General features: G+C 69.7%; 23 protein-coding genes. 16 read left to right on the top strand and 7 right to left on the bottom strand.

What is annotated here, in order from left to right; all coding sequences use genetic code 11:
• The first annotated feature begins 115 nt into the window (after window positions 1-115).
• Complete coding sequence (gene menD, locus J9611_RS09410) at window positions 116-1,918, top strand: 2-succinyl-5-enolpyruvyl-6-hydroxy-3-cyclohexene-1-carboxylic-acid synthase (RefSeq protein WP_372447778.1); 1,803 nt, start codon at window positions 116-118, stop codon at window positions 1,916-1,918.
• Between the two features lie 203 nt (window positions 1,919-2,121).
• Here the strand turns inward: menD and J9611_RS09415 are convergent, their stop codons facing one another.
• From J9611_RS09415 to J9611_RS09435, 5 genes are all read right to left on the bottom strand, one after another.
• On the bottom strand, window positions 2,122-2,898 hold the full coding sequence (locus tag J9611_RS09415) for an amino acid ABC transporter ATP-binding protein (RefSeq protein ID WP_246527597.1): 777 nt from the start codon (window positions 2,896-2,898) through the stop codon (window positions 2,122-2,124).
• Window positions 2,895-3,881 carry an amino acid ABC transporter permease gene (locus tag J9611_RS09420; RefSeq protein WP_211879586.1) on the bottom strand — a complete coding sequence of 329 codons (987 nt, stop codon included), beginning with the start codon at window positions 3,879-3,881 and terminating at the stop codon, window positions 2,895-2,897. Before J9611_RS09420 ends, J9611_RS09415 begins: the two co-directional genes overlap by 4 nt.
• A 35-nt stretch (window positions 3,882-3,916) precedes the next feature.
• Window positions 3,917-4,873, bottom strand: coding sequence for an ABC transporter substrate-binding protein (locus tag J9611_RS09425; RefSeq protein ID WP_211879588.1), 957 nt, complete (start codon window positions 4,871-4,873; stop codon window positions 3,917-3,919).
• Between the two features lie 161 nt (window positions 4,874-5,034).
• Window positions 5,035-6,480, bottom strand: a complete 1,446-nt coding sequence (locus tag J9611_RS09430) for an isochorismate synthase (RefSeq protein WP_211879590.1) — start codon at window positions 6,478-6,480, stop codon at window positions 5,035-5,037.
• Between the two features lie 68 nt (window positions 6,481-6,548).
• Entirely contained in the window at window positions 6,549-7,262 is a 714-nt protein-coding gene (locus J9611_RS09435; protein ID WP_211879592.1) for a GntR family transcriptional regulator, read from the bottom strand.
• A 281-nt stretch (window positions 7,263-7,543) separates the two neighbouring features.
• Here J9611_RS09435 and J9611_RS09440 point away from each other — a divergent pair, with 281 nt between their 5' ends.
• The 6 genes from J9611_RS09440 (at window position 7,544) to J9611_RS09465 (ending at window position 14,330) form a co-directional block, all read left to right on the top strand.
• A complete protein-coding gene (locus tag J9611_RS09440; protein WP_211879593.1) occupies window positions 7,544-8,992 on the top strand; it encodes an MFS transporter in 1,449 nt (482 codons plus the stop codon).
• The gene (locus J9611_RS09445) at window positions 8,989-10,005 is read left to right on the top strand and encodes an L-idonate 5-dehydrogenase (RefSeq protein ID WP_211879595.1); all 1,017 of its coding nucleotides are present in this window, start codon (window positions 8,989-8,991) and stop codon (window positions 10,003-10,005) included. Before J9611_RS09440 ends, J9611_RS09445 begins: the two co-directional genes overlap by 4 nt.
• A gap of 12 nt (window positions 10,006-10,017) precedes the next feature.
• A complete protein-coding gene (locus J9611_RS09450) occupies window positions 10,018-10,803 on the top strand; it encodes a demethylmenaquinone methyltransferase (RefSeq protein WP_211879624.1) in 786 nt (261 codons plus the stop codon).
• Between the two features lie 13 nt (window positions 10,804-10,816).
• Window positions 10,817-12,163 carry a geranylgeranyl reductase family protein gene (locus J9611_RS09455; RefSeq protein WP_211879597.1) on the top strand — a complete coding sequence of 449 codons (1,347 nt, stop codon included), beginning with the start codon at window positions 10,817-10,819 and terminating at the stop codon, window positions 12,161-12,163.
• The gene (locus tag J9611_RS09460; RefSeq protein ID WP_211879599.1) at window positions 12,160-13,260 is read left to right on the top strand and encodes a polyprenyl synthetase family protein; all 1,101 of its coding nucleotides are present in this window, start codon (window positions 12,160-12,162) and stop codon (window positions 13,258-13,260) included. Before J9611_RS09455 ends, J9611_RS09460 begins: the two co-directional genes overlap by 4 nt.
• Window positions 13,261-13,493: 233 nt before the next feature.
• Window positions 13,494-14,330 (top strand): type IV toxin-antitoxin system AbiEi family antitoxin domain-containing protein, encoded by an 837-nt coding sequence (locus J9611_RS09465; protein ID WP_211879601.1) that lies wholly within the window; start codon window positions 13,494-13,496, stop codon window positions 14,328-14,330.
• Window positions 14,331-14,457: 127 nt separating this feature from the next.
• Here J9611_RS09465 and J9611_RS09470 read toward each other — a convergent pair whose 3' ends face one another.
• Both J9611_RS09470 and J9611_RS09475 read right to left on the bottom strand, forming a co-directional pair.
• Window positions 14,458-14,886: a hypothetical protein gene (locus J9611_RS09470; protein WP_211879602.1), complete on the bottom strand. Its 429-nt coding sequence runs from the start codon at window positions 14,884-14,886 to the stop codon at window positions 14,458-14,460.
• 13 nt (window positions 14,887-14,899) lie between these two features.
• A complete protein-coding gene (locus tag J9611_RS09475) occupies window positions 14,900-15,571 on the bottom strand; it encodes a trimeric intracellular cation channel family protein (protein WP_211879603.1) in 672 nt (223 codons plus the stop codon).
• 60 nt (window positions 15,572-15,631) lie between these two features.
• On the opposite strand from J9611_RS09475, the gene J9611_RS09480 reads away from it, so the two are divergent.
• From J9611_RS09480 to J9611_RS09520, 9 genes are all read left to right on the top strand, one after another.
• The gene (locus J9611_RS09480; protein ID WP_211879604.1) at window positions 15,632-16,384 is read left to right on the top strand and encodes a sirohydrochlorin chelatase; all 753 of its coding nucleotides are present in this window, start codon (window positions 15,632-15,634) and stop codon (window positions 16,382-16,384) included.
• 132 nt (window positions 16,385-16,516) lie between these two features.
• Window positions 16,517-18,265, top strand: coding sequence for a nitrite/sulfite reductase (locus J9611_RS09485; RefSeq protein WP_211879605.1), 1,749 nt, complete (start codon window positions 16,517-16,519; stop codon window positions 18,263-18,265).
• Window positions 18,262-19,056 carry a phosphoadenylyl-sulfate reductase gene (locus tag J9611_RS09490; protein WP_246527599.1) on the top strand — a complete coding sequence of 265 codons (795 nt, stop codon included), beginning with the start codon at window positions 18,262-18,264 and terminating at the stop codon, window positions 19,054-19,056. Before J9611_RS09485 ends, J9611_RS09490 begins: the two co-directional genes overlap by 4 nt.
• Window positions 19,053-20,075: a sulfate adenylyltransferase subunit CysD gene (gene cysD / locus J9611_RS09495; RefSeq protein ID WP_246527600.1), complete on the top strand. Its 1,023-nt coding sequence runs from the start codon at window positions 19,053-19,055 to the stop codon at window positions 20,073-20,075. The genes J9611_RS09490 and cysD overlap by 4 nt, the downstream gene beginning before the upstream one ends.
• The gene (locus J9611_RS09500; protein WP_211879607.1) at window positions 20,075-21,499 is read left to right on the top strand and encodes a sulfate adenylyltransferase subunit 1; all 1,425 of its coding nucleotides are present in this window, start codon (window positions 20,075-20,077) and stop codon (window positions 21,497-21,499) included. The genes cysD and J9611_RS09500 overlap by 1 nt, the downstream gene beginning before the upstream one ends.
• A gap of 154 nt (window positions 21,500-21,653) precedes the next feature.
• Window positions 21,654-22,820, top strand: coding sequence for an RtcB family protein (locus J9611_RS09505; RefSeq protein WP_211879609.1), 1,167 nt, complete (start codon window positions 21,654-21,656; stop codon window positions 22,818-22,820).
• Between the two features lie 223 nt (window positions 22,821-23,043).
• A complete protein-coding gene (locus J9611_RS09510) occupies window positions 23,044-24,237 on the top strand; it encodes an ABC transporter substrate-binding protein (protein WP_211879611.1) in 1,194 nt (397 codons plus the stop codon).
• 44 nt (window positions 24,238-24,281) lie between these two features.
• Window positions 24,282-25,007 (top strand): ABC transporter ATP-binding protein, encoded by a 726-nt coding sequence (locus tag J9611_RS09515; protein ID WP_211879613.1) that lies wholly within the window; start codon window positions 24,282-24,284, stop codon window positions 25,005-25,007.
• On the top strand, window positions 24,997-25,971 hold the full coding sequence (locus tag J9611_RS09520) for an ABC transporter permease (RefSeq protein WP_211879615.1): 975 nt from the start codon (window positions 24,997-24,999) through the stop codon (window positions 25,969-25,971). The genes J9611_RS09515 and J9611_RS09520 overlap by 11 nt, the downstream gene beginning before the upstream one ends.
• The last annotated feature ends 287 nt before the right edge of the window (window positions 25,972-26,258 follow it).

The following is a 26,258-nucleotide window of genomic DNA, read 5'->3' on the forward strand; positions in this document are numbered from 1 at the left end:
CCCCTCTCGACGCTCCCTCACGTTCGGGGCGTTTTCCGGTGACGCTCCCTCACAAGCTGCACTTTGGGGTGCGGGAAGTGAGGGAGGGTCGGGGTGATGGTGGCAGACTGGTTTGGTGACTTCTGAGAACCCGCTGGACCCGCTTGACGCCCCGGACCCGGAGGACGCCGGAACGCGGGCAGCTTCCCTCACCCCGCCGTTGCCCGGGCTGAGCTCGATCGATGCGGCCCGCATCGCCGTCGCCGCCCTGCTGGACGCCGGGGTGCGCACCGTGGTGGTGGCTCCCGGCTCGCGCTCCGCGCCTATGGCGTACGCCCTGGCCGAGGCCGACGCCGCCGGCCGGCTGGAGCTCCTGGTCCGGATCGACGAACGCTCCGCCGGCTTCACCGCCCTCGGCCTGGCCCTGGCCACCGGCGCGCCCGCGGCCGTGCTCACCACCTCCGGGACCGCCGTCGGGAACCTCCTGCCGGCCGTCATGGAAGCCAACCACGCCGCCGTTCCGCTCGTGGTCATCTCCGCGGACCGGCCCGAGGAACTCCGCGGGACCGGCGCGAACCAGAGCACCGTGCAACTGGACCTGTTCGGCGAGCACGTCCGCTTCGCCGTCGACGTCCCCGCCGGGGCCGACCCGCAGCGCGCCGTCGAGACCGCCCTGAACGCGGCGACCGGGGCGTTCGAGGACACCCCGCCCGGGCCGGTGCAGCTCAACCTCGCCTTCCGCGACCCGCTGGTCCCGGCCCCCGGCGACCGGCTTCCCGCCGAGTCCGGGCGCCGCGTGTACCGGGCGGTCCCGGGCCCGCTGGCCCTGGATTTCCCGGCGGCGCCCGCGGCCCTGACGGAGCGGCGCACCGTGGTGCTCGCCGGGCACGACGCCGGCCCGGTCGCCGAGGCGTTTGCCCGCGCCCACGGCCTGCCGCTGCTCGCCGAGCCCTCCTCCAACGCCCGGTACGGGCCGAACGCGGTGGGCCCCTACCGGCTGCTGCTCGAACACTTCGGACCGGAGTCGGCGCAGCCGGTCGAGCGTGTGGTCCTGTTCGGCCGGGCCACGCTCTCCCGGCCGGTCAGTGACCTGCTGGCGCGCGCCGACATCCCCTCGGCCCTCTACCAGCCGGTTCCCGTGGCCTGGTATGAGCCCGGCCGCCGCACGGAACTGCCGCTGGAAAACCTGGCGGAGCTGGGCGATTTTGCCGGCCGCGGCCCCACTGAATGGCTCGACGCCTGGCTGCTGGCCGGGGCCGCCGCCCAGCACGCCATCGACCTGGTGCTGTCCGGCTCCGCCGCGGCCACCGGTTCCGCGGCGGCCACCGGCCCGTCGGTGGCCGCCCTGGTCTGGGAGCACTCGCGCGGCCAGCTGGTCCTGGGCTCCTCCAACGGCATCCGCGACGCCGACCTCGCCGGCGCGCCCGCCGCCGCACCGCAGGCCACCGTCTTCGCCAACCGCGGCCTCGCCGGGATCGACGGCACCATCTCCACCGCCACCGGAATCGCGCTCGGCGGCCGGCAGGACACCACCGTGCTGCTGGGCGACGTCACCTTCCTGCACGACGCCGGCGGCCTGCTGCTCGGCTCCGGAGAAGCCGAGCCGGCGCTCCGGATCGTGGTGCTCAACGACGCCGGCGGGGCCATCTTCGGGCTCCTGGAACACGGCGCGGTCGAGGCCACGGGCCGCTACGGGAACGCCGTCGAACGCCTCTTCGGCACCCCGCACAGCGTGGACATCGCGGCACTCGCGGCGGCGTACGGCGTCGCCCACCGCGCGGTCAGCACGACGGCGGAACTCGCCCGCGCGCTGTCCGCGCCGCTGTCCGGCCGCAGCATCATCGAGGTGCGCACGGACCGGCACGGCCTCCGCGAACTGCACGCGCGCATCCGGGCCGCCGTGGGCGCCGCCGTCGCCGGGCTGCCGGTGGCGGAGTAGCGGCTGCTTCCCGCCCGGCCGAGTTCGGTTGGCGCGATCCGGGGAAACTTTGGACCCGATCCGGGCAATTTCGTGGCTAAACGCCGGCGTGTCCGCGCCAAAGTACCCCCGGACCGTGAGGCGCCAATGCCCTGTCGCTACCGGAATTCCGGCAGCGACAGGGCATTAGCGCAGCGCCAATTGCGCGGGGCAGTCAGTCCGGCCTAGAGCACCCGGCTGAGGAACTCCTTGGTGCGGGCATGCTGCGGGTTGGCGAGGATCTCCCGGGGATCACCGGACTCCACCACCACACCGCCGTCCATGAACGTCAGGCGGTCGCCCACCTCCCGGGCGAAGCCGATCTCATGGGTCACCACAATCATGGTCATGCCGGACTTGGCGAGGTCCTTCATGACGTTCAGGACGTCGCCGACCAGTTCCGGGTCCAGCGCCGAGGTGGGTTCATCGAAGAGCATGAGCTCCGGTTCCATGGCCAGCGCGCGGGCAATTGCCACGCGCTGCTGCTGGCCGCCGGAAAGCTGCGAGGGGTAGTGGCCGGCGCGGTCCGCGAGGCCCACCCGGTCCAGCAGCTCCAGCGCCTTCTTCCGGGCCGCCTGCCGGGACTGTCCCTTGACCTGGACGGGCGCCTCCATGATGTTGTAGAGCGCGGTCTTGTGCGGGAACAGGTTGAACCGCTGGAACACCATGCCGATCTCGCGGCGCTGGGCGGCGATCTCCTTGACCTTGAGGTCATGCAGCCTGCCCTTGACCTCGCGGTAGCCGATCAGCTGGCCGCCCACGGTAATGCGGCCGGCGCTGATGGTCTCGAGCAGATTGACGCAGCGCAGCATGGTGGACTTGCCCGAACCGGACGGCCCGATCACCACCGACACCTCGCCCTGGTTGACCGTCAGATCGATGCCCCGAAGCACATGGTGCGGGCCGTAGTACTTGTGAAGGCCCTCGATCCGCACCAGCGGGTTCTCAGTGGTGATAGTCATTTTGCCTCCTCCTCGGGAAAGTCCATCTTCAGGGCCGGCTCCGCCTCTGCGCTCGGCGCCACCCCGGTTGGCCTCCCGGCGGCGGCGGCCTTGGCGGCGGCCGGGTTCACGGCTGCCGGAGCGAGGTTGTCCACGCCCTTGCCGTAATAGGCCTCGATGAAGTGCTGGCCCACCATGAGCAGGCTCGTGATGACGAGGTACCAGGTGGCCGCCACGAGCAGCAGCGGCACCGGAAGGTAGGTCCGGTTGGCGAGGGTGTTCGTGGCGAAGGTCAGGTCCAGGGTGAACGGCACCGCGAGGACCAGCGAGGTGGTCTTCAGCATGCCGATGGTCTCGTTGCCGGTGGGCGGCACGATCACCCGCATGGCCTGCGGGAGGATGATCCGCCACATGATCTTGGTCTTGCCCATGCCCAGGGCCTCGGCCGCTTCCATCTGCCCGCGGTCCACGGACTTCAGTCCTGCCCGGAAGATTTCCGCCAGGTAGGCGGACTCGTTCAGGCCAAGGCCCAGGATCGCCGCAGGCAAGGCCGTGATGACGGCGCTCGTGTCCACGCTGAACCACTCCGGCCCGAACGGGACGCCGGCGCTGATCTTGGGGTAAAGGACCGAGACCAGGCCCCAGAACACCAGCTGGGTGTACACGGGAGTGCCGCGGAAGAACCAGACCCAGACCCAGCTGGACCAGCGCAGCACAGGGTTGTCCGACTGGCGCATGAACGCCAGGATGACGGCAAGGACAATGGCCAGGACCATGGCGGCGACGGTGAGCAGCAGGGTCCAGCCGACGCCCTGGACCACCTTGGTATCCAGGATGTACGTCCCCACGATGTCCCAGCGGAAGTTGGGGTTCGTGACCAGGCTCTGCAGGACCAGGGCCAGTACCCCGAGAATGACGATGGCGCTGATCCAGCGGCCGGGGTGCCGCACCGGCACTGCCTTATTCAGCACCGGTGCTGCGTGGTTTTCCGGATGGCGGTCCATCCGGACACCTGATTCGTGTTGGGCTGCCGGAAGAGTCAAGATCCGGCCGCCGGGTTGATCTCGGACTTGGTGATGGCGCCTTCGGCGTTGCCCCAGCCCTGCAGGATCTTCTGGTAGGAACCGGTCTCCATCAGCTTGGTGACGGTCTTCTGGACGACCCCGGCCCAGGCGGTATCGGACTTGGCCACGGCGATGCCCTGCGGGGCCGCGTCGTAGACTTTGTCAATCTTCTCAATCTGGCCGTTGGTCTGCGTTATCGCGTAGCCGATGATGGGGGAGTCCGCCGCCATGGCATCGATGCTGCCGTTCACCAGCCGGGTGGTCACGTCCGTCTGGTTCTTGAGCGTGATGATGTTGATGGCCGGCTTGCCGTCCGCGGCGCACTTCTTGTTGCGTCCGGCCAGGTCGGGATCCTCCTGGACGGTGCCGGTCTGGACACCGATGGACTTGCCGCAGACATCATCCAGGGAGAACTTCTTCGGGTTGCCCTTCTGCACGGCCCAGGCTGTGCCGGCGTTGAAGTAGCTGACCATGTTCACCGCGCCGAGCCGCTCGGGGTTGATGGTGAAGGAGGAAATCCCCAGATCGTACTTCGGACCGAGGGCCGGAAGGATCCCTGTGAACTCAGCCGTCTGCACCTGGACCTTGAGGCCGAGCGTGGCGCCGATCGCCTTGGCGATGTCGACGTCGTACCCCACCGGGGTCTGGCCGTCCGGACCGAGGAATTCCGCGGGGGCGTAGCTCGTGTCCGAGCCCACGGTGAGGGTGCCTTTGGACTTGATCGCGGCGGGAACCATGGCCGCCAGCGCGTCGTCCTTCTGGACCGTGGAAGGGTCGAAGCTGGCGCTGCCGGACGGGCCCGACGACGCGCCGGGGGAGCCCTGGGTGCCGGACTGGGAGGCGTTGGTGCAGCCCGAGAGGGCGAACGCACCGATGGCGAGAACGGCGGCGGCCTTGAGCTTGGAGTTGCTCACAAGCGAGGAGATCTGCATTTTCTTACCTTTTGTGTCAGGAGGGATGCGTAACAAAGTCGGTTCATAGTGTATCGCTGAACCTGAGATGTACGTCACAGAAAACTTAGTTTCACTATTGGATAACTATTGCGCCCCGAAAGCAAGGGTTTCCGGCGGCGGTGTGTCTGTAATCCCGGACTCTAGCTGCTGATGCCCAAAGATTCGAGCATCGGGCGGAACTTGGCCCAGGTTTCGGCCAGCTCGGCCTCCGGGGCGGAACCCTCCACGATCCCGCAGCCGGCGTACAGCCGGACGGTCTGCGGGGATTCGATCACCGCGCCGCGCAGCGCGATGCCCCATTCGCCGTTGCCGGCCGCGTCCAGCCAGCCGACCGGGCCGGCGTAGGGCCCGCGGTCCAGGTGCTCGAGCCTGCGGATCAGGGCCCCGGCCACGGTGGTGGGGGTGCCGCAGACCGCCGCGGTGGGGTGGAGGGCGTTGATCAGGGCCAGGCAGGTGGGCACGTGGCCCTCGACCTCGGCCAGCTCGGCCTTCACATCCGAGGCCAGATGCCACACGTTCGGCAGCTCCAGGATGAAGGGTTCGTCGTGCGCATTCAGGGCCTCGGAGAAGGGCGCCAGCTGGGTGGTCAGGGACTGGATGGCGATGTCGTGTTCGTGCCGCTGCTTCTCGGACCCGGCCAGGACGCGTTCGGCGAACTCCAGCGGCGAGCCGGCCATCCCCTCGGCGTCGCGGCGGTCCAGGGTTCCGGCCAGCACGCGGGCCTGGGCCGTGCGCCCTTCCACCTGGATCAGCATCTCGGGGGTGGAGCCGACCAGGCCGTCCACCCCGTAGGTCCAGCACTCGCGGTAACGGACGGCCAGCTGGCGCAGGATTTCCGCCGCGTTCACGCCGGCCGGCACCGTGGCGACGATGTCGCGGGCCAGCACCAGCTTTTCCAGCGCCCCCGTGCGGATCTCGGCCACGCCCTCGGCCACCGCCGCCATCCAGTCCGCCTCGCTCAGCGAGCCGGTGTGCAGCGTTGCGCCGGCGGCAAGAGGCAGGGGGCGTACGACGGCGGTGCCCGCCTTGGCGGGCACGTCACTGGCGGTGCCGTCCCCAACTACGGCCGCGCCCGACGCCGGGAGGTGCCCGGCGGCGGGGGATCCGGTGAAGGAGCCACCGGGGGAGCCGCCTGCGCCGCCACCGCCCAGCCAGCCGTCCAGTGCGGCGAGGGCGCCCGCTTCGGTGAGCTCGCCGTCGTCGAACGTCAGCTGCGTGAGCCAGTAGCTGCCGTCGCGGAGCCCCACCACGATCTCGGGGACGATCAGCCGCGACCCGTGCGGGGAGGCCTTGGAGAAGGCGAAGGAGCCGAAGGCCACCGGTCCGGTGCCGGGGCACTGCACGGCGTCCACGCTGTCCGCCTCGAGGACCAGGTGCCGCCACCAGATGTCCGCTTCGAGGAAGCGCTCCGGGCCGGTGGCCGTGAACCGGGCGATCTCGCCGAAGCCCACCAGGCCGGCCTCGCGGCGGGTCCAGCACAGGACGTCGTCCCGGACCAGAAACGACGGCAGCCCCCCGGAAGGTGAGTCAACTTCGAGGGGGACTGTCAGGGTCTTCAAAGTGCTGGTACGGAACGCGCTCGTCATGATGGGACAACACTACTCCGGAGCCGGGCCGAGTCCGGTGTTTGGCCGTTCCGGTGCGGCCCTCCGGTTCAGACCCGAGCCGGACGGCCCGTGCGGCGCTCCGGTACGGCAGGGGCCGAGAACAGCTCCGGCCGCAATGCGCGCATGTTCGTGACGTCGTCCAGGATGAAGCGCAGGTGGCTGCGCAGGCAGTCCTCCGCGGCCGTGAGGTCGCCGGCCAGGACCGCTTCAAGGACCCGGCGGTGGTCGGCCGCGTACTCCCTGATGCCGCGGTAGCCGTTGAGTCCCAGATACCGGGCCCGGTCCAGATGCCCCTTGGCGTTGGAAACGGTGGCCCAGGCGGTTTCGTGGCCGGCGATGGAGAGGAGGGCGCGGTGGAACTCCTCGTCCAGCGGGTAGAACTCCTCCCGGCTGGTGCACGCGTCCTGGCGGTCCAGGAGCCGGTGGAGCGCGGCGGTGGCTTCCGGGGTGATGTTGCGGGCGCATTCGGCCAGCGAGGCCACCTCGATGGCCTCGCGGATGAACTGGGCCTGGGCCACGGTGTCGGCATCGATGTAGGTCACGTAGGTGCCGCTTTGCGGCCGGATCTCCACGAGCCCTTCCTGGGCGATGAGCAGCAGCGCCTCGCGGATCGGCTGGCGGCTGGTGCCCAGATGGTGCGCGAGCTCGTTTTCGGAGAGGAGGGTGCCCGGTGCGTCCTGGCCGGAGATGATGCGCTCGCGGATCCGCGCATACGCCATCACGCGTGCCGAGGCGCGGGGGGTGTTGTCGGAGGCGGCCATGCTTCCACAGTAGCCGGGCGGCGCGGCGGGCGGCGCGGCGCGGTCAGGCACCAGGCGGGGCCGGGCGGCGCGGCGCGGTCAGGCACCAGTCGGGCCAGCGACCGGGCCCGCACCCGGGGCCAGGGCCAGGACCCTGCGGAGTGGCGCCAGTCACTTTGACATACTGGTATGGCAGTGCTTGAATGGCAGTTATGTTTCCAATGGTGGATACATGAAGACTCTGGCAGCGTGCCCCATCATTGAAGATGCGCATTCGGCCGGCCCGTAGAACAGAGGGGTTCATGACGGCAACAATCCAGATCGGCGCCACCCAGCGCTCATCCAAAGACCTGATCAGAACAGCAGTATCCGGCTGGCTCGGCACGGCCATGGAATACATGGACTTCCAGCTCTATTCGCTGGCCGCGGCCATCATCTTCCCCAAGATCTTCTTCCCCAACTTCGACCCCGTAGTGGGCCTGCTGGTCGCCTTCATCACCTACGGCGTCGGCTTCATGGCCCGCCCCGTGGGTGCCTGGTTCTTCGGACGCATGGGTGACCGCGTGGGCCGCAAGAAGGTCCTGGTCATCACCATCATGATGATGGGCGTGTCCACCATGCTCATCGGCTTCCTCCCCGGCTACGCCCAGATCGGGCTCGCAGCGCCGATCCTGCTGGTGGTCCTCCGCCTGGCGCAGGGATTCGGCGCCGGCGCCGAACTCTCCGGCGCCTCCGTCATGCTGGCCGAGTACGCCCCGCCCAAGAAGCGCGGACTGATCGCCTCCTTCGTCTGCCTGGGCACCAACTCCGGCACCCTGCTCGCCTCCGGCCTGTGGGTCCTGCTGACCCTCCTGCCCGAGGAAGCACTCATGAGCTGGGGCTGGCGCCTGCCGTTCATCGCCAGCATCGGCATCACCCTGTATGCCCTGTGGATGCGCCGCAACCTCAAGGAAAGCCCCGTTTTCGAGGCCACCCGTGAGCAGGACGCCGCCGACGACGCCGCAGCTGCCGCCGCCGACGCCGCGACCTCCGGCACCGCCGTCGGGCAGTCCGCCGCGACCTCCGGCACCGCCGTCGGGCAGCCCGCCGTCGGGCAGCCCGCCGTCGGGCAGCCCGCCGCCGGCCGGGCGGAGACCAAGACCCAGCGCAAGGGCAAGGCGTTCTTCCTGGCCATGGCCCTGCGGATCGGCGAATCCGGCAACTCCGCCATGATCCAGACCTTCCTCATCGGCTACATCGTCTCCGGCCTGCACATGGACAAGGGCGTGGGCACCTTCGCGCTGCTCATCGGCTCGATCATCGGCTTCGCCACGGTCCCGCTGGCCGGCTGGCTGTCCGACAAGTTCGGCCGCCGCAGCATGTACCGTGCGCTGTCCGGCTTCCAGATGCTCTTCGCCATTCCCGCGATCCTGATGATGCAGTCCCGCGATCCGTTCCTGGTCTCGCTGGCCCTGATCATCGGCCTCTCCGTCTCGGTGCTCGGAATGTTCTCGGTCCAGTCGGCCTACGTGAACGAGCTCTTCGGCTCCCGCAACCGCTACACGCAGCTGGCCCTGGCCAAGGAAATCGGCGGCGTGCTCTCCGGCGGCCTCGCCCCGATCATCGCCGCAGGCCTCCTGGCCCTGTTCACCAACTCCTGGTGGCCGATTGCCGGCATGATGGTCCTCTACTCGGCGATCGCCTTCGTTGCCACCTTCCTCGCCCCCGAAACCAAGGGCCGCGACCTGACCCTCGTGGAGGACGCGGCATGAAAGCCGTTGTTGTCCACGCGGCCGGAGACCTCCGCCTGGAGGACCGGCCGGACCCGGACTGCCCGGCCGGCTCGGTGATCGTCGACATCGAATACGGCGGCATCTGCGGCTCGGACCTGCACTACGTCAGCCACGGCGCCTCGGGACTGAGCATCCTGGCCGATCCCATGGTCCTGGGCCACGAGGTCGCCGGCCGGATCTCCGTGCTCGGCGAGGGCGTTGAGGGCTTCGCCGTCGGCGATGCCGTGACCGTCCACCCTGCCGTGTACTGCGGCGCCTGCGCGGACTGCCTGGCCGGGCGCACCAACCTGTGCCCGCGTGTCACCTACTACGGCAGCGCCGCGCACAGCCCGCACACGGACGGCGCGTTCGCCTCCCGCAAGGCCGTGCCGGCAAGCCAGCTCCGCCGGCTGCCCGACGGCGTGTCCACCCGCCGGGCCGCCGTCGCCGAGCCGCTCGCCGTCGCGATCCATGCCGTCAACCGGGCCGGCAGCCTGGCCGGCAAGGACGTGCTGGTGAACGGTGCGGGGCCGATCGGCGCGCTGCTGGTGGCCGCCGCCCGGCGCGCCGGCGCGGCGAGCGTCGTCGCGAGCGACCTGTCCGAAACCTCGCTGGCGATCGCCAAGCGCATGGGGGCCGACGACGTCGTGCTGGTGGGTTCGGTCGCCGGCCTGCCCGAGGTGGATGTGGCGTTCGAGGCCTCCGGCGCCGCCCGCGCGCTGGGCGGCGTCCTCGCTGCCGTGCGCCGGGGCGGCACCGTGGTCCAGGTGGGGAACCTGCCGGCCGGACCCGTGACCGCCGAGCTCGCGGCACTGGTGTTCCGTGAGATCGATTACCGCGGCACCTTCCGCTTCGCGGACGAGATGGACGACGCCCTGGCGTACCTGGCCGACGGCCTGGACGTCGAGCCGCTGCTCACCCACACCTTCGACGCCGGCGAGGTGGCCGAAGCGTTTGCCGTGGCCTCGGACCGGGGGACCGGCTCCTCGAAAGTCCTTCTCAAATTTGTCTGAGACAATGTCATGGTGAACCGAGCATCCTTGGATAAGCGTCCCGACGAAGTAGCCACCATGTTTGACGATGTGGCGCCCAAATACGACGTCGTGAATGATGTCCTGTCCCTGGGGCAGACGCGCCGCTGGCGCCGGATCGTGGTCGAGGCCATGGGCATGAAGCCCGGCCAGCGCGTGCTGGACCTCGCCGCCGGGACCGGCACCTCCAGCGAGCCGTACGCCGATGCCGGGATCAACGTGATCGCCTGCGATTTCTCCCTCGGCATGCTCAAGGTGGGCAAGCGCCGCCGCCCGGACATCGACTTCATCGCCGGGGACGCCACCGCGCTGCCGTTCGCCGACGGCACCTTCGACGCGGCCACCATCTCCTTCGGCCTGCGCAACGTCAACGAGCCGAAGAAGGCCCTGGCCGAGATGCTGCGGGTCACCAGGCCCGGCGGGAAGCTCGTCATCGCCGAGTTCTCCCAGCCCGTGGTGCCGCTGTGGCGCACCATGTACACCGAGTACCTCATGCGCGCCCTGCCCGCCATCGCCGTGAAGGTCTCCTCCAACCCGGACGCCTACGTCTACCTCGCCGAGTCCATCCGAGCCTGGCCGGACCAGGACCACCTCGCCGCGTGGCTGCAGGAAGCCGGCTGGGAGGACGTCACCTACCGGAACCTCAGCGGCGGGATCGTGGCCGTGCACCGCGCCCGGAAGCCCCTCGATTCAACGCCCGACGGCGGCGCCGCCGCCATTGCCGCCCACAGCGGCCCGGTCGCCAGGCTGCGCCGGAACATCACCCGGCCGGCGCGTTAGCCGAGCGCTGCCCGTGAATGTACTGATCGTCGGGGCGGGGCCCGCCGGGTCCACCGCCGCCTACTACCTCGCCAAGGCCGGCATCGGCGTCACGGTGCTCGAGAAGACCAGCTTCCCCCGCGAAAAGGTCTGCGGCGACGGCCTCACCCCGCGCGCCGTCCGCGAGATCCAGAAGCTCGGCCTGCCGCACCCCGAGGCCGGGGGCTGGCGCCGGAACAAGGGCCTGCGGCTGATCGCGGGCGGCCGCAGCATCGAACTGCCCTGGCCCGAGGTCTCCGACTTCCCGCAGTACGGGCTGATCCGGACCCGGCTCGGTTTCGACGAGGAACTCGCCCGGCACGCCCAGGCCGCGGGCGCCGTCGTGCTGGAGAGGCACAGCGTCACCGAGGCGCTGCGCTCCGAGGCCGGGCGCGTGACCGGGGTCCGCGCCGCCCTGCTGGACGAATCCGGCCGCAAGACCGGCGAAACGCGCGACTTCGCCGCCGACGTCGTCCTCGCCGCGGACGGAAACTCTTCGCGCACGGCCGTGTCCCTGGGCCTGCAGAAGCGCGACGACCGGCCGCTCGGCGTCGCCGTCCGCACCTACTTCACCAGCCCGCGCCACGACGACGACTGGATGGAAGGCTGGCTCGAGCTCCCCGGCCGCGACGGCAAGCTGCTGCCCGGCTACGGCTGGGTGTTCGGCGTCGGGGACGGCACCTCCAACGTGGGCCTGGGCATCCTGAACTCCTCCAAGGAATTCGGCAGGCTGGACTACAAGCAGGTGCTCCGCGAATGGACCGCCGGGATGCCCGCCGAGTGGGGCTTCACGCCGGGGAACCAGGTGGGCGAGATCCGCGGCGCCGCGCTGCCCATGGGCTTCAACCGCACCCCGCACTATTCGCCCGGCCTGCTGCTGCTCGGCGACGCCGGCGGCATGGTGTCCCCGTTCAACGGCGAGGGCATCTCCTACGCGATGGAATCCGCGCGGTTCGCGGCCGAGTTCATCATCGACGGCGCCGCCCGGTCCGCCGCCGCAGGCTGGACCGGGGCCGACGCCGACGCCCACCTCGCCGGGTACGCGGACCATGTCCGGGACCAGTGGGGCTCGCACTTCACCCTGGGCCGGGCCTTCGCCGCGCTGATCGGCAAGCCCGCCGTCATGAAGCTCGCGCTCCGGACGGGCATGCCCATTCCTGTGCTGATGCGGTTCGTGGTGCGGCTGCTGGCCAACCTCACCGATCCTGCGGCCAAGGGCTTCGAGGACCGCGCCATCCGGGTCCTGGAATCACTGGTGCCCGCCACGTCCAACAGCTCCGGCCCCCCGCACTCCGGCGCCGACTCCGCGGTTTCCGCAACAAAAGTTAGGGTTAACCCGTGACCAACTCTCCAGACCGCAGCTGGACGCACGCCGGGCACGGCCTGCCGAGCTCCGAGCCCGACCTCAACACCACCGCCATCGCCACCGGCCTGCAACTCCCGGCCGGCTTCGCAGCCATCGCCGGGGACCCGGAACTGGGCCCCGCGCTGACCACCAACCTGGCCCGCGTGGAGAAGAAGCTCCGCGAAGCGATCGCCAACTCGGACCCGCTGGCCGACGCCACGTCCCGGCACCTGGTGGAAGCCGGCGGCAAGCGGATCCGCCCCCTGCTGACCCTGCTGTGCGCTCACCTCGGCGACGCCTCCCGGCCGGCGGTGGTGCAGGCCGCCGTCGTGATGGAACTGACGCACCTGGCCACGCTGTACCACGACGACGTGATGGACTCGGCCCCGCTCCGCCGCGGCGCCCCCACCGCCCACGAGGTCTGGGGCAACTCCGTGGCCGTCCTCACCGGCGACCTCATCTTCGCCCGGGCCTCCATCCTGGTCTCGGAACTCGGGTCCCGTGCGCTCGGCATCCAGGCCCGCACCTTCGAGCGGCTGTGCCTGGGCCAGCTGCACGAGACGGTGGGCCCCCGCCCGGACGAGGATCCGCTGGCGCACTACCTCTCCGTCATCGCGGACAAGACCGGCTCGCTCGTGGCGGCCTCGGGCCAGCTCGGCGCGATCTTTGCCGGCGCCGACGAGTCCTACGAACCGCTGCTGGTCGAGTACGGCGAGAAGGTGGGCGTGGCGTTCCAGCTGGCCGACGACGTCATCGACGTCACCGGCATCAAGGTCAAGTCCGGCAAGTCCCCGGGCACCGACCTGCGCGAAGGCGTGCCCACCTTGCCGGTCCTGCTGCTGCGCAAGGCCGCCGCGGACGGTGACCGCTCCGCCGTCGAACTCCTGCAGCTGATCGACGGCGACCTGTCCTCGGACGAGGCCCTCGCGGCCGCCGTCGCCGGACTCCGCGAACACCCCGTCACCGCGGAATCCTGGGTTGTGGCGCGCGCCTGGGCCAACGAGGCCATCGCCGCCCTGGCCCCGCTGCCCGAGGGTGTGGTGAAGGCGTCGCTGACCAGCTTCGCGCTGGCCGTGGTGGACCGCAGCAGCTAGTTTTTCCCGGCCGGCGCCTTCGGGTTCAGCGGGGGCGCCTTCGGGTTTTTGCGGGAGTGCTGCCGTCCGGGGGGACTTTGGGCCCGATCCGGGCACGTTAGGGGCTAAACGACGGCGTGTCGGCGCCAAAGTGCCCCCTGACCGCGCCGCCCGTTGTTCAGAGTTGTCCAGAGTTCTCCACATGGCCTGGGCGGAGTCTGCAGGCGGCGCCGTGAACAAGGCATTTTGGGGGGATGAACCTTTCCGCTTTCCTGGCCGCGCGAGGCGGTGCAGCCGGTACGGCTGATCTTGCCCGGGCGGGATTCAGCCGTGCAGGGCTGGACCGGGCCCTGGCAGCCGGTGCCATTATCAGGATCCGCCGCGGGCACTACGGGCTGCCGCAGGATCCCAGCGACCACCGCGCCGCTCGAGAGCTGAAGGCGCTGTTGACGTGCCTGTCCGCCGCCCCAAGCTACCGGTTGTGGACCCTGGTCCCGGCGCGGACCCTGCACCTGTGCTCCGGGCATCGCAGGGCACCGCTGGACACCGTGGCCCACGGCGCCTGCCGCCACCCGCAACACCCCTGGCTGCCGGTGGCGGGCCTCGCCGATGTGCTCATCCATGCCCTGCACTGCCTGCCGGAACTGCAGGCCCTCGTGATGGTCCAGTGTGCCGTGGGCCGTGGCGACATCAGCCTCGGGTTCCTCCGCAGCAAGCTTGGCGGCAACCGGAACGGCCGGGCCAGGTCGGTGCTGGACCGGGTCATCCCGCGGGCCGATTCAGTGCTGGAGGTCCTGGCCAATGACGCTTTCCGCCGGGCCGGGCTGCACGTGCGGCGGCATGTGGAGATTCCGGGCGTGGGCGAGGTCGACTTCCTGATCGAGGAGTGCCTCGTGGTGGAGACCGACGGAGAAACCCACCTCGAGCCGATCCAGGTCAGGAAGGACCGGAGCCGGAACAACGCGACCGTCGTTGGAGGTTACCTCGGGCTGCGGTTTGGCTATGCCGACGTCGTCCATCACCCGGAGCGGATGATGGCGCAAGTCCTGGCGGTGCTGGAGCAGCGGCGCGCCGGCGCGTTCCACCCCTGATCCACATTGACGGTGGCTGCCGTCCGGGGCGACTTTGAAGCCCCCGGCTGCGGAATCCGGGCCCGGGGACGGCGTGTCGGCGTCAAAGTGCCCCCGGACCGCGCCGGACCGCGCCAGGCGCGGAGGCCTAGTCCTCGTCGTCGTCGTTGAAGGCCCACTCGAACATGTCGAAGACGAACTCGGAGAAGGTTCCTTCTTCGCTCTTCCATTGGCCGCGGGCGTTGTTGCGGCGCCACACGATCGGGTCGGGGACGCTGAGGTCGCCCACCCGGAACCCCCAGGTGAACTGTTCCTCCTCGTCCTCGAGGAACATCAGGAAGCCTTCGTCATCAACTTCGAGCTCTTCGGGGTCCCAGAAGTAGTGGTAGGCCTCCATGAGGTCCTCGCAGCCGCCCACCGCCTCGTAAAACTCCCGCAGGACCAGCGGCACCTGGAACTGGTGCTCCGCGAGGGCCTTCTCGAGGTCCTCGGCCGGCAGGCCATCCTCTTCCTGCCATTCGTCTTCGAGATACTTCGGGACAAGCGCGCGGAATTTCTCGAGGAACATGTCAGTCATGCTCTTATCCTAGCTAATCCCGGGGGCCGCTATCCGCCGGGTCCAGGCCGAGGCGGTGCCAGCCGCGGACGGCCAGCGGGGCGTGCCAGTGGCGCCGCCAGGCCGTGACACGGAAGGCGAAGACGACGGCGGCCACCGCACCCGCGGTCACCACGTTGAACGTGCCCGTAACGGAGAGCAACACCGTCAGCGCGGCCCCCGCGAAGGCGGGCAGGGCGTAGATGTCCTTGGGGTCGAAGAGCTGGGGCACCTCATTGGCGGTGATGTCCCGCAGCAGTCCGCCGCCCACCGCCGTCGTGACCCCCAGGAGGACGGCCGGCACGGGGTGCATCCCGGCACCGAGCGCCTTCAGCGTCCCGGTGATGCAGAACAGGGCCAGGCCGCCGGCGTCGAACAGGATCAGCAGCGAGGTGAAGCGCTCGACGCTGGAGAACAGGAAGTACACCAGCACCGCGGCCAGGAGCGGGGGCGCAAGGTAGGCGGGGTTGGTGAAGGCGGCGGGCGGGCCGGCGTTGATGATGATGTCCCTGATGACGCCGCCGCCCAGGCCGACCACCGAGGCCAGCAGCAGGGAACCGACGATGTCGAACTGCCTCCGCGCCGCGAGCAGCGAACCCGAGACCGCGAAGAAGAAGACGCCGGCCAGGTCCAGCCAGACCAGGGCGATGCTGAAGGAGAAGGTCATGGGGCGTCCCGGTCGGTAGCAGGGGGCGGATGGGGCGGCTCCAAGGTTACGCTAGCGGCTATGAATAGCCCCATCCTGATCGCCTGCGCCCACGGCACCTCCAGCGCGGCCGGCGCGGCGGAGGTCAACGCCCTCCGGGCCGGCATCGCGGCCCTGCGCCCCGGGCTCGACGTCCGCGAGGCCTACGTGGACGTCCAGGATCCCGAACTGCCGGCCGTGGTGGCGGGCCTGCCGGCGGGGGAGCCCGCTGTCGTGGTGCCGCTGCTGCTGAGCGTGGGCTACCACGTCAAGGTGGACATCGCGCGGGCGGTCAAAAGCCGGCCGGACACCCTCGCCGCCGCCCCGCTCGGGCCGGACCCGCGGCTGGCGGCCCTGCTGGATGCGCGCCTGCGGGAGGCCGGCGTGACGGACAACGACGCCGTGGTCCTCGCCGCCGCCGGTTCCTCCAATCCCGCCGCCGCCCGGAATGTCGAGGAACTCGCCGGCCAGCTGCGGGCGCTGCGGCCGAACCGGATCGTGGCCGGCTACGGCGCCTCGGCCAAACCCTCCGTACCCGAGGCCGTGGCTGCGTTGCGCGAAGAGGCGGCGTTGCGCGGGGAGGCTGCGTTGCGCGAAGAGGCCGTGGGCCGGGAGGCGGGGGCCGGCCGGGTGGTCATCGCGTCCTACCTGCTGGCGCCGGGCTTCTTCCACGACCAGCTGGCCAAGGCCGGGGCGGACCTGGTCACGGCGCCGCTGCTTCCCTCGCCGGTGCTCGCCGGGATCGCCCTGGAACGGTATGACGCGGCCGTCGCGGCGCGGGCACCCCGGGCGTAAAGCCGGGACCCGCCATGCACGCACGCCCCGGCAGTTCAAGGCTTCGGGGCGGTTCGTGACGAATTGTTTCCCTAGGTGACTTCCCGTTTCAGACCCTTTGTGACGGCATTAAAGGCCGCCTACAGTCGATCCATGACTGATACAGCTCTAGCCGGAGCGTCCCCGGACCAGGCTGCCCCCGCACGCGCCAAACGCCCCGCCTCCCGCCCCGCCGCCAAGCCGCACGGGCAGTGGAAAGTGGACGGCACCGCGCCGCTGAACGCCAACGAAACCTGGAAACAGGAGGACAACGGCCTCAACGTCCGCGAGCGTATCGAGTCCGTCTACGCCAAGCACGGCTTCGACTCCATCGACGGCACGGACCTGCACGGCCGCTTCCGGTGGTGGGGCCTGTACACCCAGCGCAAGCCCGGGATCGACGGCGGCAAGACCGCCACGCTCGAGCCGCACGAGCTCGAAGACAAGTACTTCATGCTGCGCGTCAGGATCGACGGCGGCGCGCTCAGCACCGAACAGCTGCGCGTCATCGGCCAGATCTCCGTGGACTTCGCCCGCGACTCGGCCGATCTCACCGACCGCCAGAACATCCAGCTGCACTGGATCCGGGTGGAGGACATGCCGGAAATCTGGCGCCGGCTCGAGTCCGTGGACCTGTCCACCACCGAGGCCTGCGGCGACGTTCCCCGCGTCATCCTGGGTTCCCCGGTGGCCGGCATCGCCAGGGACGAGATCATCGACCCCACGCCGCTGATCCAGGAACTCGCCGAACGCTTCATCGGTGACCCCGAACTGGCCAACCTGCCGCGCAAATTCAAGACCGCCATCACGGGCCACCCGAGCCAGGACGTCGTTCACGAGATCAACGACATCGGCCTGGTGGGCATGGTCCACCCCGAACTCGGGCCCGGTTACGACCTTTGGGTGGGCGGCGCGCTCTCCACCAACCCCATGCTGGGCAAACGGCTCGGCGCGTTCGTCAAGCCGGACCAGGCCGCCGACGTCTGGCTCGGCGTGACCAGCATCTTCCGCGACTACGGCTACCGGCGGATGCGCACCAAGGCCCGCCTGAAGTTCCTGCTGGCCGACTGGGGAACGGAGAAGTTCCGCCAGGTCCTCGAGGACGAATACCTCGGCTACAAGCTCAGCGACGGCCCCGCGGCCCCCAAGCCCTCCGCCCCGGGCGACCACATCGGCGTCCACGAGCAGAAGGACGGCAAGTTCTTCATCGGCGCCACCCCGCTGGCCGGCCGCCTCTCCGGCAGCCAGCTGGTCAGGCTCGCGGACACCCTCGAGGCCCGCGGCTCCCGGCGGCTGCGCACCACCCCGCACCAGAAGATCGTGGTCCTCGACGTGCCCAAGGACGAGGTGGAACCGCTCGTGGCCGAGCTCGACGCCCTGGGCCTCTCCGCCCGCCCGTCGGTGTTCCGCCGCGGCACCATCGCCTGCACGGGCATCGAATACTGCAAGCTCGCCATCGTCGAAACCAAGGTCACGGCCGCCACCGCCGTCGCCGAACTGGAACGCCGACTGGCCGACCTCGTCGAAAGCAAGCAGCTGCCGCAGGCACTTTCCCTGCACATCAACGGCTGCCCCAACTCCTGCGCCCGCATCCAGACCGCGGACATCGGACTCAAGGGCATGATGCTGCCCACGCCCGACGGCGACCCCACCCCCGGCTTCCAGGTCCACCTGGGCGGCGGGCTGGCTTCCTCCAGCCGCGAGGAAGCAGGCCTCGGACGCACCGTCCGCGGGCTCAAGGTCACCGCCGGGGAGCTGCCCGACTACGTCGAACGGGTGGTCCGCAAGTTCGTGGCCGACCACGCCGAAGGCCAGACCTTCGCCGAATGGGCCTTCGCCGCCGATGAGGGGGACCTGCAATGAGCAAGCACGCATTGGGAGTGGACCCGGTGATTGAGCCTGTCGAAATCCCGGTCTCGACAAGCTCGACCACCGGCGGCCAGGTCACCGGCACATTGCGTTCCCACGACGAGCTCAAGGCCCTCGCCGGGGCCGGCGCCGCCGAGCTCGGCTGGGATGCCCCGGCCCGGGATGTCATCGCCTGGGTGGCGCGGAACTTCGAGCTGCCCGCCGTCGCCGTCGCCTGCTCCATGGCCGACGCCGTGCTCCCGGCTCTCGTCGCGGACCAGCTGCCCGGCGTCGACGTCCTGTTCCTGGAGACCGGCTACCACTTCCCGGAAACCTACGCCACCCGCGACGAGGTCGCCGCGAACCTGCGCGTCAACGTCGTGGACGTGCTGCCGGAGAACACGGTGGAGCAGCAGGACCGGCTCCTGGGCAAGGACCTCTTCGCCCGCGACGCCGCCCAGTGCTGCGCGCTGCGCAAGGTCGCGCCGCTGCGCCGCACCCTCGCCGGCTACGAACTCTGGTTCACCGGAGTCCGCCGCGACGAGGCCCCCACCCGCACCAACACCCCGCTGGTCAGCTGGGACGAAACCAACGGACTGGTCAAGGTCAACCCCCTGGCGGCCTGGAGCTTCGACCAGCTGGTGCAGTACTCCGACGACAACCTCCTTCCCGTCAACCCGCTGCTATCCCAGGGCTACCCGTCCATTGGCTGCCAGCCCTGCACCCGGAAGGTGGCGCCCGGGGACGACCCCCGCGCCGGCCGCTGGGCAGGAACCGACAAGACAGAATGCGGACTACACGTATGAGCACCCAAATCACCAACGAGGACCTGGAGCTGTCTGTGCTGGATCTTGACGCTGATTCTCCGAAAGCGGCGCATCGCGCGAGCGAGGAACGAGCGAGTGTGTCTAAGCCGCGTGGAGAAGCAGTGGCAAGACTCTCCAGCCTGGACACCCTCGAGTCCGAAGCCATCCACATCATCCGCGAGGTCGTTGCCGAATTCGAGAAGCCGGCGCTGCTGTTCTCGGGCGGCAAGGATTCCGTGGTGATGCTGCACCTGGCCACGAAGGCCTTCTGGCCGGGCAAGGTGCCGTTCCCGGTGCTGCACGTGGACACCGGCCACAACTTCCCGGAGGTCATCGAGTTCCGCGACCGAACGGTGGAGCGGCTGGGACTGAAGCTCGTCGTCGGCAGCGTGCAGGAGTTCATTGACCGGGGCGAGCTCGCCGAGCGCGCCGACGGCACCCGCAACCCGCTGCAGACCGTCCCGCTGCTGGACGCGATCGAGCGCAACAAGTTCGACGCCGTGTTCGGCGGCGGCCGCCGCGACGAGGACAAGGCCCGCGCCAAGGAACGCATCCTGAGCCTGCGCGACGAGTTCGGCCAGTGGGACCCGCGCAACCAGCGGCCCGAACTGTGGAACCTGTACAACGGCCGGCACACCGTGGGCCAGCACGTCCGCGCGTTCCCGATCAGCAACTGGACCGAGCTGGACGTGTGGCGCTACATCGAGCGCGAAGGCATCGACCTGCCGGGCCTGTACTACGCCCATGACCGCGAGGTCTTTGCCCGCGACGGCATGTGGCGCGCGGTCGGCGAGGTCTCCCAGCCGCGCGAACACGAAGACGTCATCACCAAGACCGTCCGCTACCGCACCGTCGGGGACATGTCCTGCACCGGCGCCGTCGAATCCGGCGCCGCCACCGTGCGCGACGTCGTGATTGAAGTTGCCGCGTCCACCATCACCGAACGTGGGGCCACCCGGGCAGATGACCGCATCTCCGAGGCCGCCATGGAAGACCGCAAGAAGGACGGCTATTTCTAATGAGCACCGACACTTTCCTCCCGGGCCCGGACCTGGCGTCCGCGGCCCTGCCCACCACGCTGTTCCGCTTCGCCACCGCGGGCTCGGTCGACGACGGCAAGTCCACCCTGGTGGGCCGGCTCCTGCATGACTCCAAGGCGATCCTCGCCGACCAGCTCGACGCCGTCGCCCGCACCTCCGCGGACCGCGGCTTCGGCGGGTCCGGGGCCACCGGCACCCAGGCGATCGACCTGGCCCTGCTGACCGACGGCCTGCGGGCCGAGCGGGAACAGGGCATCACCATCGACGTCGCCTACCGCTACTTCGCCACCGACCGGCGCAGCTTCATCCTCGCGGACTGCCCCGGCCACGTGCAGTACACCAAGAACACGGTGACCGGCGCGTCCACCGCGGACGCCGTCGTCGTGCTCATCGACGCCCGCAAGGGTGTCCTGGAACAGACCCGCCGGCACCTGTCTGTGCTGAAGCTGCTCCGCGTGGCGCACGTGGTCGTGGCCGTGAACAAGATCGACCTCGTGGACTTCAGTGAGGCCGTGTTCCGCGGGATCGAGGCGGACGTCCGGAAGGTCGGCCGCGAGCTCGGCCTCGGCGCGGACGGCGTCACCGACCTGCTGGTCATTCCGGTGTCGGCGCTCGACGGCGACAACGTCGTGGACCGCTCCGCCCGCACGCCCTGGTACGGCGGGCCGGCCATGCTCGAGGTCCTCGAGTCGCTGCCGGCCGCGGACGAACTCGAAAGCGACCTGGAGAGCTTCCGCTTCCCGGTGCAGCTCGTCATCCGGCCGCAGGGCGCGCTGGCGCCCGACGCCCTCGCCGGCGGGCTCGACGCCAGGCAGTACCGCGACTACCGCGCCTACGCCGGCCAGATCACCGAAGGCTCGGTCAAGGTGGGGGACAGCGTCAGCGTCCTGACGCCCGGCCAGGCCCCGCGCACCACCACGGTGACCGGGATCGACTTCGCCGGCGCCGAGCTCAGCGAAGCCGTGGCGCCGCAGTCGGTGGCGCTGCGCCTGGCCGACGAATTCGACGTCGCCCGCGGTGACACGATCGCCGCGGCCGGCACCATCCGGGAGGCCTCGGCCGATCTGTACGCGGCGCTGTGCTGGCTCTCGCCCAAACCGCTCCGCGAGGGCGCCAAGGTCCTCGTCAAGCACGGGACCCGCACGGTCCAGGCCATGGTGAGGAACGTGACCGGCAAGCTGGACCTCGCCAGCTTCCGGCTGGAGCCGACCACCACGCTGGAGCTGAACGACATCGGCAACGCCCAGCTGCGGCTCGCGGCCCCGCTGCCCCTGGAGAACTACCTGCACCACCGCCGCACCGGGGCGTTCCTGGTGATCGACCCGCTGGACGGCAACACCCTGGCCGCGGGCCTGGTCAGCGACCACCCGGGCGACCACGAGGACGAGCGCTACTCCATCTAGGTCTCAGCGAGAACTGCCCTGCGGGGTCGCCGGAAACGCGCGGGGGTCCCCGTAGACTTGCGGCGACCCCCCGCGCGTTTCCGGCGAACCCGCTGTTTCGGGGCCTTGCCACCCATTGCCCAGCCCACCATCATCGTCAGTGGGAGGGGAAACCGTGGAAACCATCAACAGCCGGCTCATCAGCTGGGCGTCCATCCTGGACGACAAGACGCGGGCGCAGGCCGTGGCCACGTCCCAACTGCCTTTCATCTACCCGCACCTGGCCCTGATGCCGGACGCGCACCTCGGCATCGGCGCCACGGTGGGATCCGTCATCCCTACGCTGGGCGCCATCATCCCCGCGGCGGTGGGCGTGGACATCGGCTGCGGAATGATCGCCGTCCGCACCCAGTACTCCGTGAAGGACCTGCCCGGGGACCGCAAACGGCTGCGCGAGGCCATCGAGCGGGCCATCCCTCTCTCTGCCGGCCACAACAACCGTAAAATCACGCCCACCGCCGAACCCCGGCTCGCCGAGCTCAGGAAGCTGGCGGCCCAGGCCGGGTTTAACCCGGCCCAGTACCTGGCGAAGTGGGAGCTGCAGCTGGGTTCCCTGGGCTCGGGCAACCATTTCATCGAGGTGTGTGCGGATGAGGGCAATGCGGTCTGGCTGTTCCTGCATTCCGGCTCCCGCGGCGTGGGCAACAAGATCGCGCAGCGGCACATTGATGAGGCCCGGAGCGCGGTCCTGCGCCGGCGCGTCGTCCTGCCGGACCGCGACCTGGCCTTCCTGGCGGAAGGAACACCTGAATTTGCCCGCTACATCCGGGAACTCCGCTGGGCCCAGCACTTCGCACTGCTGAACCGCGAGGAGATGATGGACCGGGTGGTCCGGCAGTTTGAATCCTGGATCGGCGGCTCCGTCGCGGAAACGCAAAGGATCAACTGCCATCACAACTTCATCGCCCGGGAACAGCATTACGGCAAGTCCGTCTGGGTCTCGCGCAAGGGCGCCATCAAGGCCGAGGCCGGCGACCTGGGGCTCATTCCCGGCTCCATGGGCACGGCGTCCTATGTGGTCGTCGGGCTGGGGAACCCGGTGTCCCTGAACTCCTCCCCGCACGGCGCGGGGCGGCAGTACTCCCGGACGGCCGCGCGGAAGACCTTCACGCTCGCCGAGCTGAAGACGGCCATGCAGGGCATTGAATTCCGTGCCAGCGAGGCCTTCATCGACGAGATCCCGGCCGCGTACAAACCCATCGACCGGGTGATGCGGGACGCCGCGGACCTCGTCGCGATACAGCACAAGCTCAGGCAGCTCGTCAACGTCAAAGGTGACTGAAAGGCTCAAAAGTCCGAATATCGCGCCCGCATGTGACGTTGCATGAACTCGCGTGACCCCGGGTTTCCGGACCATTGAACCTTGTTTATGACACTCCCTATGGTGAATCCATGACAACCACCGAACGCCTCTCCGGGCGCTTCCGCCGGAACTTCCGGGGGCGATGTCGCCGGAGCTGAACAACCGCCCGGCCAACCCGTCTTCCCAGAACAGGACTTCGCACATGTCATCCACCCCCGAAAACCCCAGCCCCGGCGCCTCCGCCGGAAACCAGCCGGGCACCACGCCGGGCACCACCCGCATCGTCGCCGGTGAGTCCGGCAAGCCGAAGCGCAAGCGCACGCTCGAGATTTCCCTGGCCGCAGGGCTCGTCCTGCTGATCGGCGCCGGCGCCGCCGTGGCGTCCAGCGTGTCCCGCAACAATGAGGCCGCCGCGGCTCCCCCCGCGGCCGCTGCAGACGCCAACCCGGCCGCCGAACTCAGGCTCGGCTACTTCGGCAACATCACACACGCCCCGGCCCTCGTCGGCGTCAGCAAGGGCCTCATCGCCAAGGACCTCGGCGGGACCAAACTCAGCACCCAGGTCTTCAACGCCGGCCCCGCCGCGATCGAGGCCCTCAACGCCGGCGCCATCGACGCCACCTACATCGGCCCCAACCCGGCCATCAACTCCTACGTCAAGAGCGCGGGCGAATCGGTCAGCATCATCGCCGGCGCGGCGTCCGGCGGAGCGCAGCTGGTGGTCCAGCCCGGAATCAACTCCGCGGCGGACCTGAAAGGCAAGACGCTGGCGTCGCCGCAGCTCGGCGGCACGCAGGACGTCGCCCTCCGCGCCTGGCTCGGCAAGCAGGGCTACAAGACCTCCACGGACGGCAGCGGCGATGTCGCCATCAACCCCTCCGAGAACGCCCAGACCCTGAAGCTGTTCCAGGACGGAAAGCTCGACGGCGCGTGGCTGCCGGAGCCCTGGGCCTCCCGCCTGGTGCTCCAGGCCGGCGCCAAGGTCCTCGTGGACGAGAAGGACCTGTGGGACAAGGGCGAGTTCATCACCACCGTCCTGATCGTCAACAAGAAGTTCGCGGCCGAGCACCCGGCCACGGTGAAGGCGCTGCTGAAGGGCCACGTCGAATCCGTGGACTGGCTCAACGCCGCCCCCGCCGCCGAGAAGGCCGGCGTCCTGAACGCCGCACTCAAGGAATCGGCCGGGGCCGCCCTGCCGGCCGACGTCATCGACCGGTCGCTGAAGAACATTGTCTTCACCGTTGACCCGCTCGCCGGAACGTACAAGAAGCTGCTCCAGGACGGCGTCGACGCCGGCACCACCAAGCAGGCCGACATCACCGGCATCTTCGACCTCACGGCGCTCAACGCCGTCACCGGCAAGAAGACCTCCGCGCAGGGGCTCGGCAAGGACTAATCAGTCCCCATCACCGGCCCCGCGACAAAAGTTAGGACGTGACCATGCCAGTCGTACTGGAACACCTGGGCAAGCGCTTCGGCGACGGCGCCCCGGTGCTGGACGACGTCAACGCCACCATCGGGCAGGGCGAATTCGTCGCCCTGCTCGGTGCGTCCGGCTGCGGCAAGTCCACCCTGCTGAACATCATGGCGGGACTGGAGGCCCCGACGTCGGGCGCCCTGGAAGTGCCCAGCGACGGCGCCGCCTTCATGTTCCAGGACGCGGCCCTCTTCCCCTGGCTGACCGCGCGGGAGAACATCGAGCTGGCCCTGAAGCTGCGCGGCGTCTCGAAGGACGGGCGCCGGATCAAGGCGGACGAGCTGCTGGAGCTGGTGCACCTGGGCGGGGCGGGGGACAAGCGCCCGCACGAGCTCTCCGGCGGGATGCGCCAGCGCGTGGCCCTGGCCCGCTCCCTGGCGCAGGACCGGCAGCTGCTGCTCATGGACGAGCCGTTCGCCGCCCTCGATGCGATCACGCGTGACCTGCTGCACGACGAGCTGGAGCGGATCTGGAAGGAAACCGGGCGCACCATCGTCTTTGTCACCCACAACGTCCGCGAAGCCGTCCGGCTGGGCCAGCGCGTGCTGCTGCTCTCCTCCCGGCCCGGCCGCGTGGTGCAGGAGTGGAACGTCAGCGAGGAGCACCGCACCGATGCCGGGCTCGCCGGCCAGCTGACCGGCATCATCACCGCCCGGCTACGCGAGGAGATCCGCCGCCATGCCCAGTAAGCAAACTCCGGTGGTCGAGCCTGTCGAGACCCCGATTTCGACAGGCTCAATCACCGGTCAGCCCGAATCACGCAAAGTCCACGCGGCCCTGACCCGGTCCTCCACCGGGACCGAGGACCTGCGCCAGCTCGAGGCCGGACTGGATTCGCTCCAGTCCGACGCCGTCCGCAAGTCCCGGATCGACTGGAGCCGGATCCTGCTGCCGGTCGCCGCGCTGGCCGTCCTGCTGATCGTCTGGCAGGTGTATGTGTCCCTCGGGATCAAACGGCGCGACCTTGTGCCCGGCCCGCTGGATGTCCTCGGCCAGCTCGGAACGCTCTGGGGCGAAGGGAAAACCCAGGAAGCCGTCTGGACCTCGCTGCAGCGCGGCGTCGTCGGCTTCCTGATCAGCGTGGCCATCGCGACACCCGTCGGGCTGCTGCTGGCCCAGGTCGCGCCGCTGCGGCGGGCCTTCGGGCCGCTGATCTCCGGGTTGCAGGTGCTGCCGTCCGTGGCCTGGGTGCCGGCGGCCATCATCTGGTTCGGCCTGACCGACGGCACCGTGTATTTCGTGGTGTTCATGGGCGCGATCCCCTCCATCATCAACGGCCTGATTTCCGGCGTGGACCAGATCCCGCCGCAGTACCGCAGCGTCGGCAAGGTCCTCGGCGCGTCGCGGCTGCAGCTGGCGTTGCAGATCATCCTTCCCGCCGCCCTCCCCGGCTACCTGGGCGGCCTCAAGCAGGGCTGGGCCTTCTCCTGGCGCTCGCTCATGGCCGCGGAAATCATCGCGGTCGGCGGGTCCATCGGCTTCGGCCTCGGCTCGCTCCTGGACCAGGGCCGGGTGCTCTCCGACATGACCACCGTGATGGCAGCCATCCTGCTGATCCTCGCGGTCGGCATCCTGATCGAGCTGCTGGTCTTCGCCCCGATCGAAAAGCGCCTGCTCCGGCGCCGCGGCCTCCTGGCCGGCAGCACCCGGTAAGCAGGCACCTCCAGCCTCCCCGGCACCCCTTCTACCCCGACTATCTATCCCAACGCGGGGTCACTTACGGCCCATAATCCTCAGGACTATGGGCCGTAAGTGACCCCGCGTTGCTTTTAACGGGTCCTTGTCCGGCCACTGCCACCGGCCTACACTCACGCCTGTAGGCCGTTGTGCGGCCGATCCAGCCCAATTCTGAGGAGACAGCCGTGGCACCAAAATACGGAGTGCTGGCACTGGTCGAGGCCAAGCCCGGGAAGGAACAGGAGGTCTGGGACTTCCTCGAC

The organism is Pseudarthrobacter albicanus (assembly GCF_018224015.1).
GTDB lineage: Bacteria > Actinomycetota > Actinomycetes > Actinomycetales > Micrococcaceae > Arthrobacter > Arthrobacter albicanus.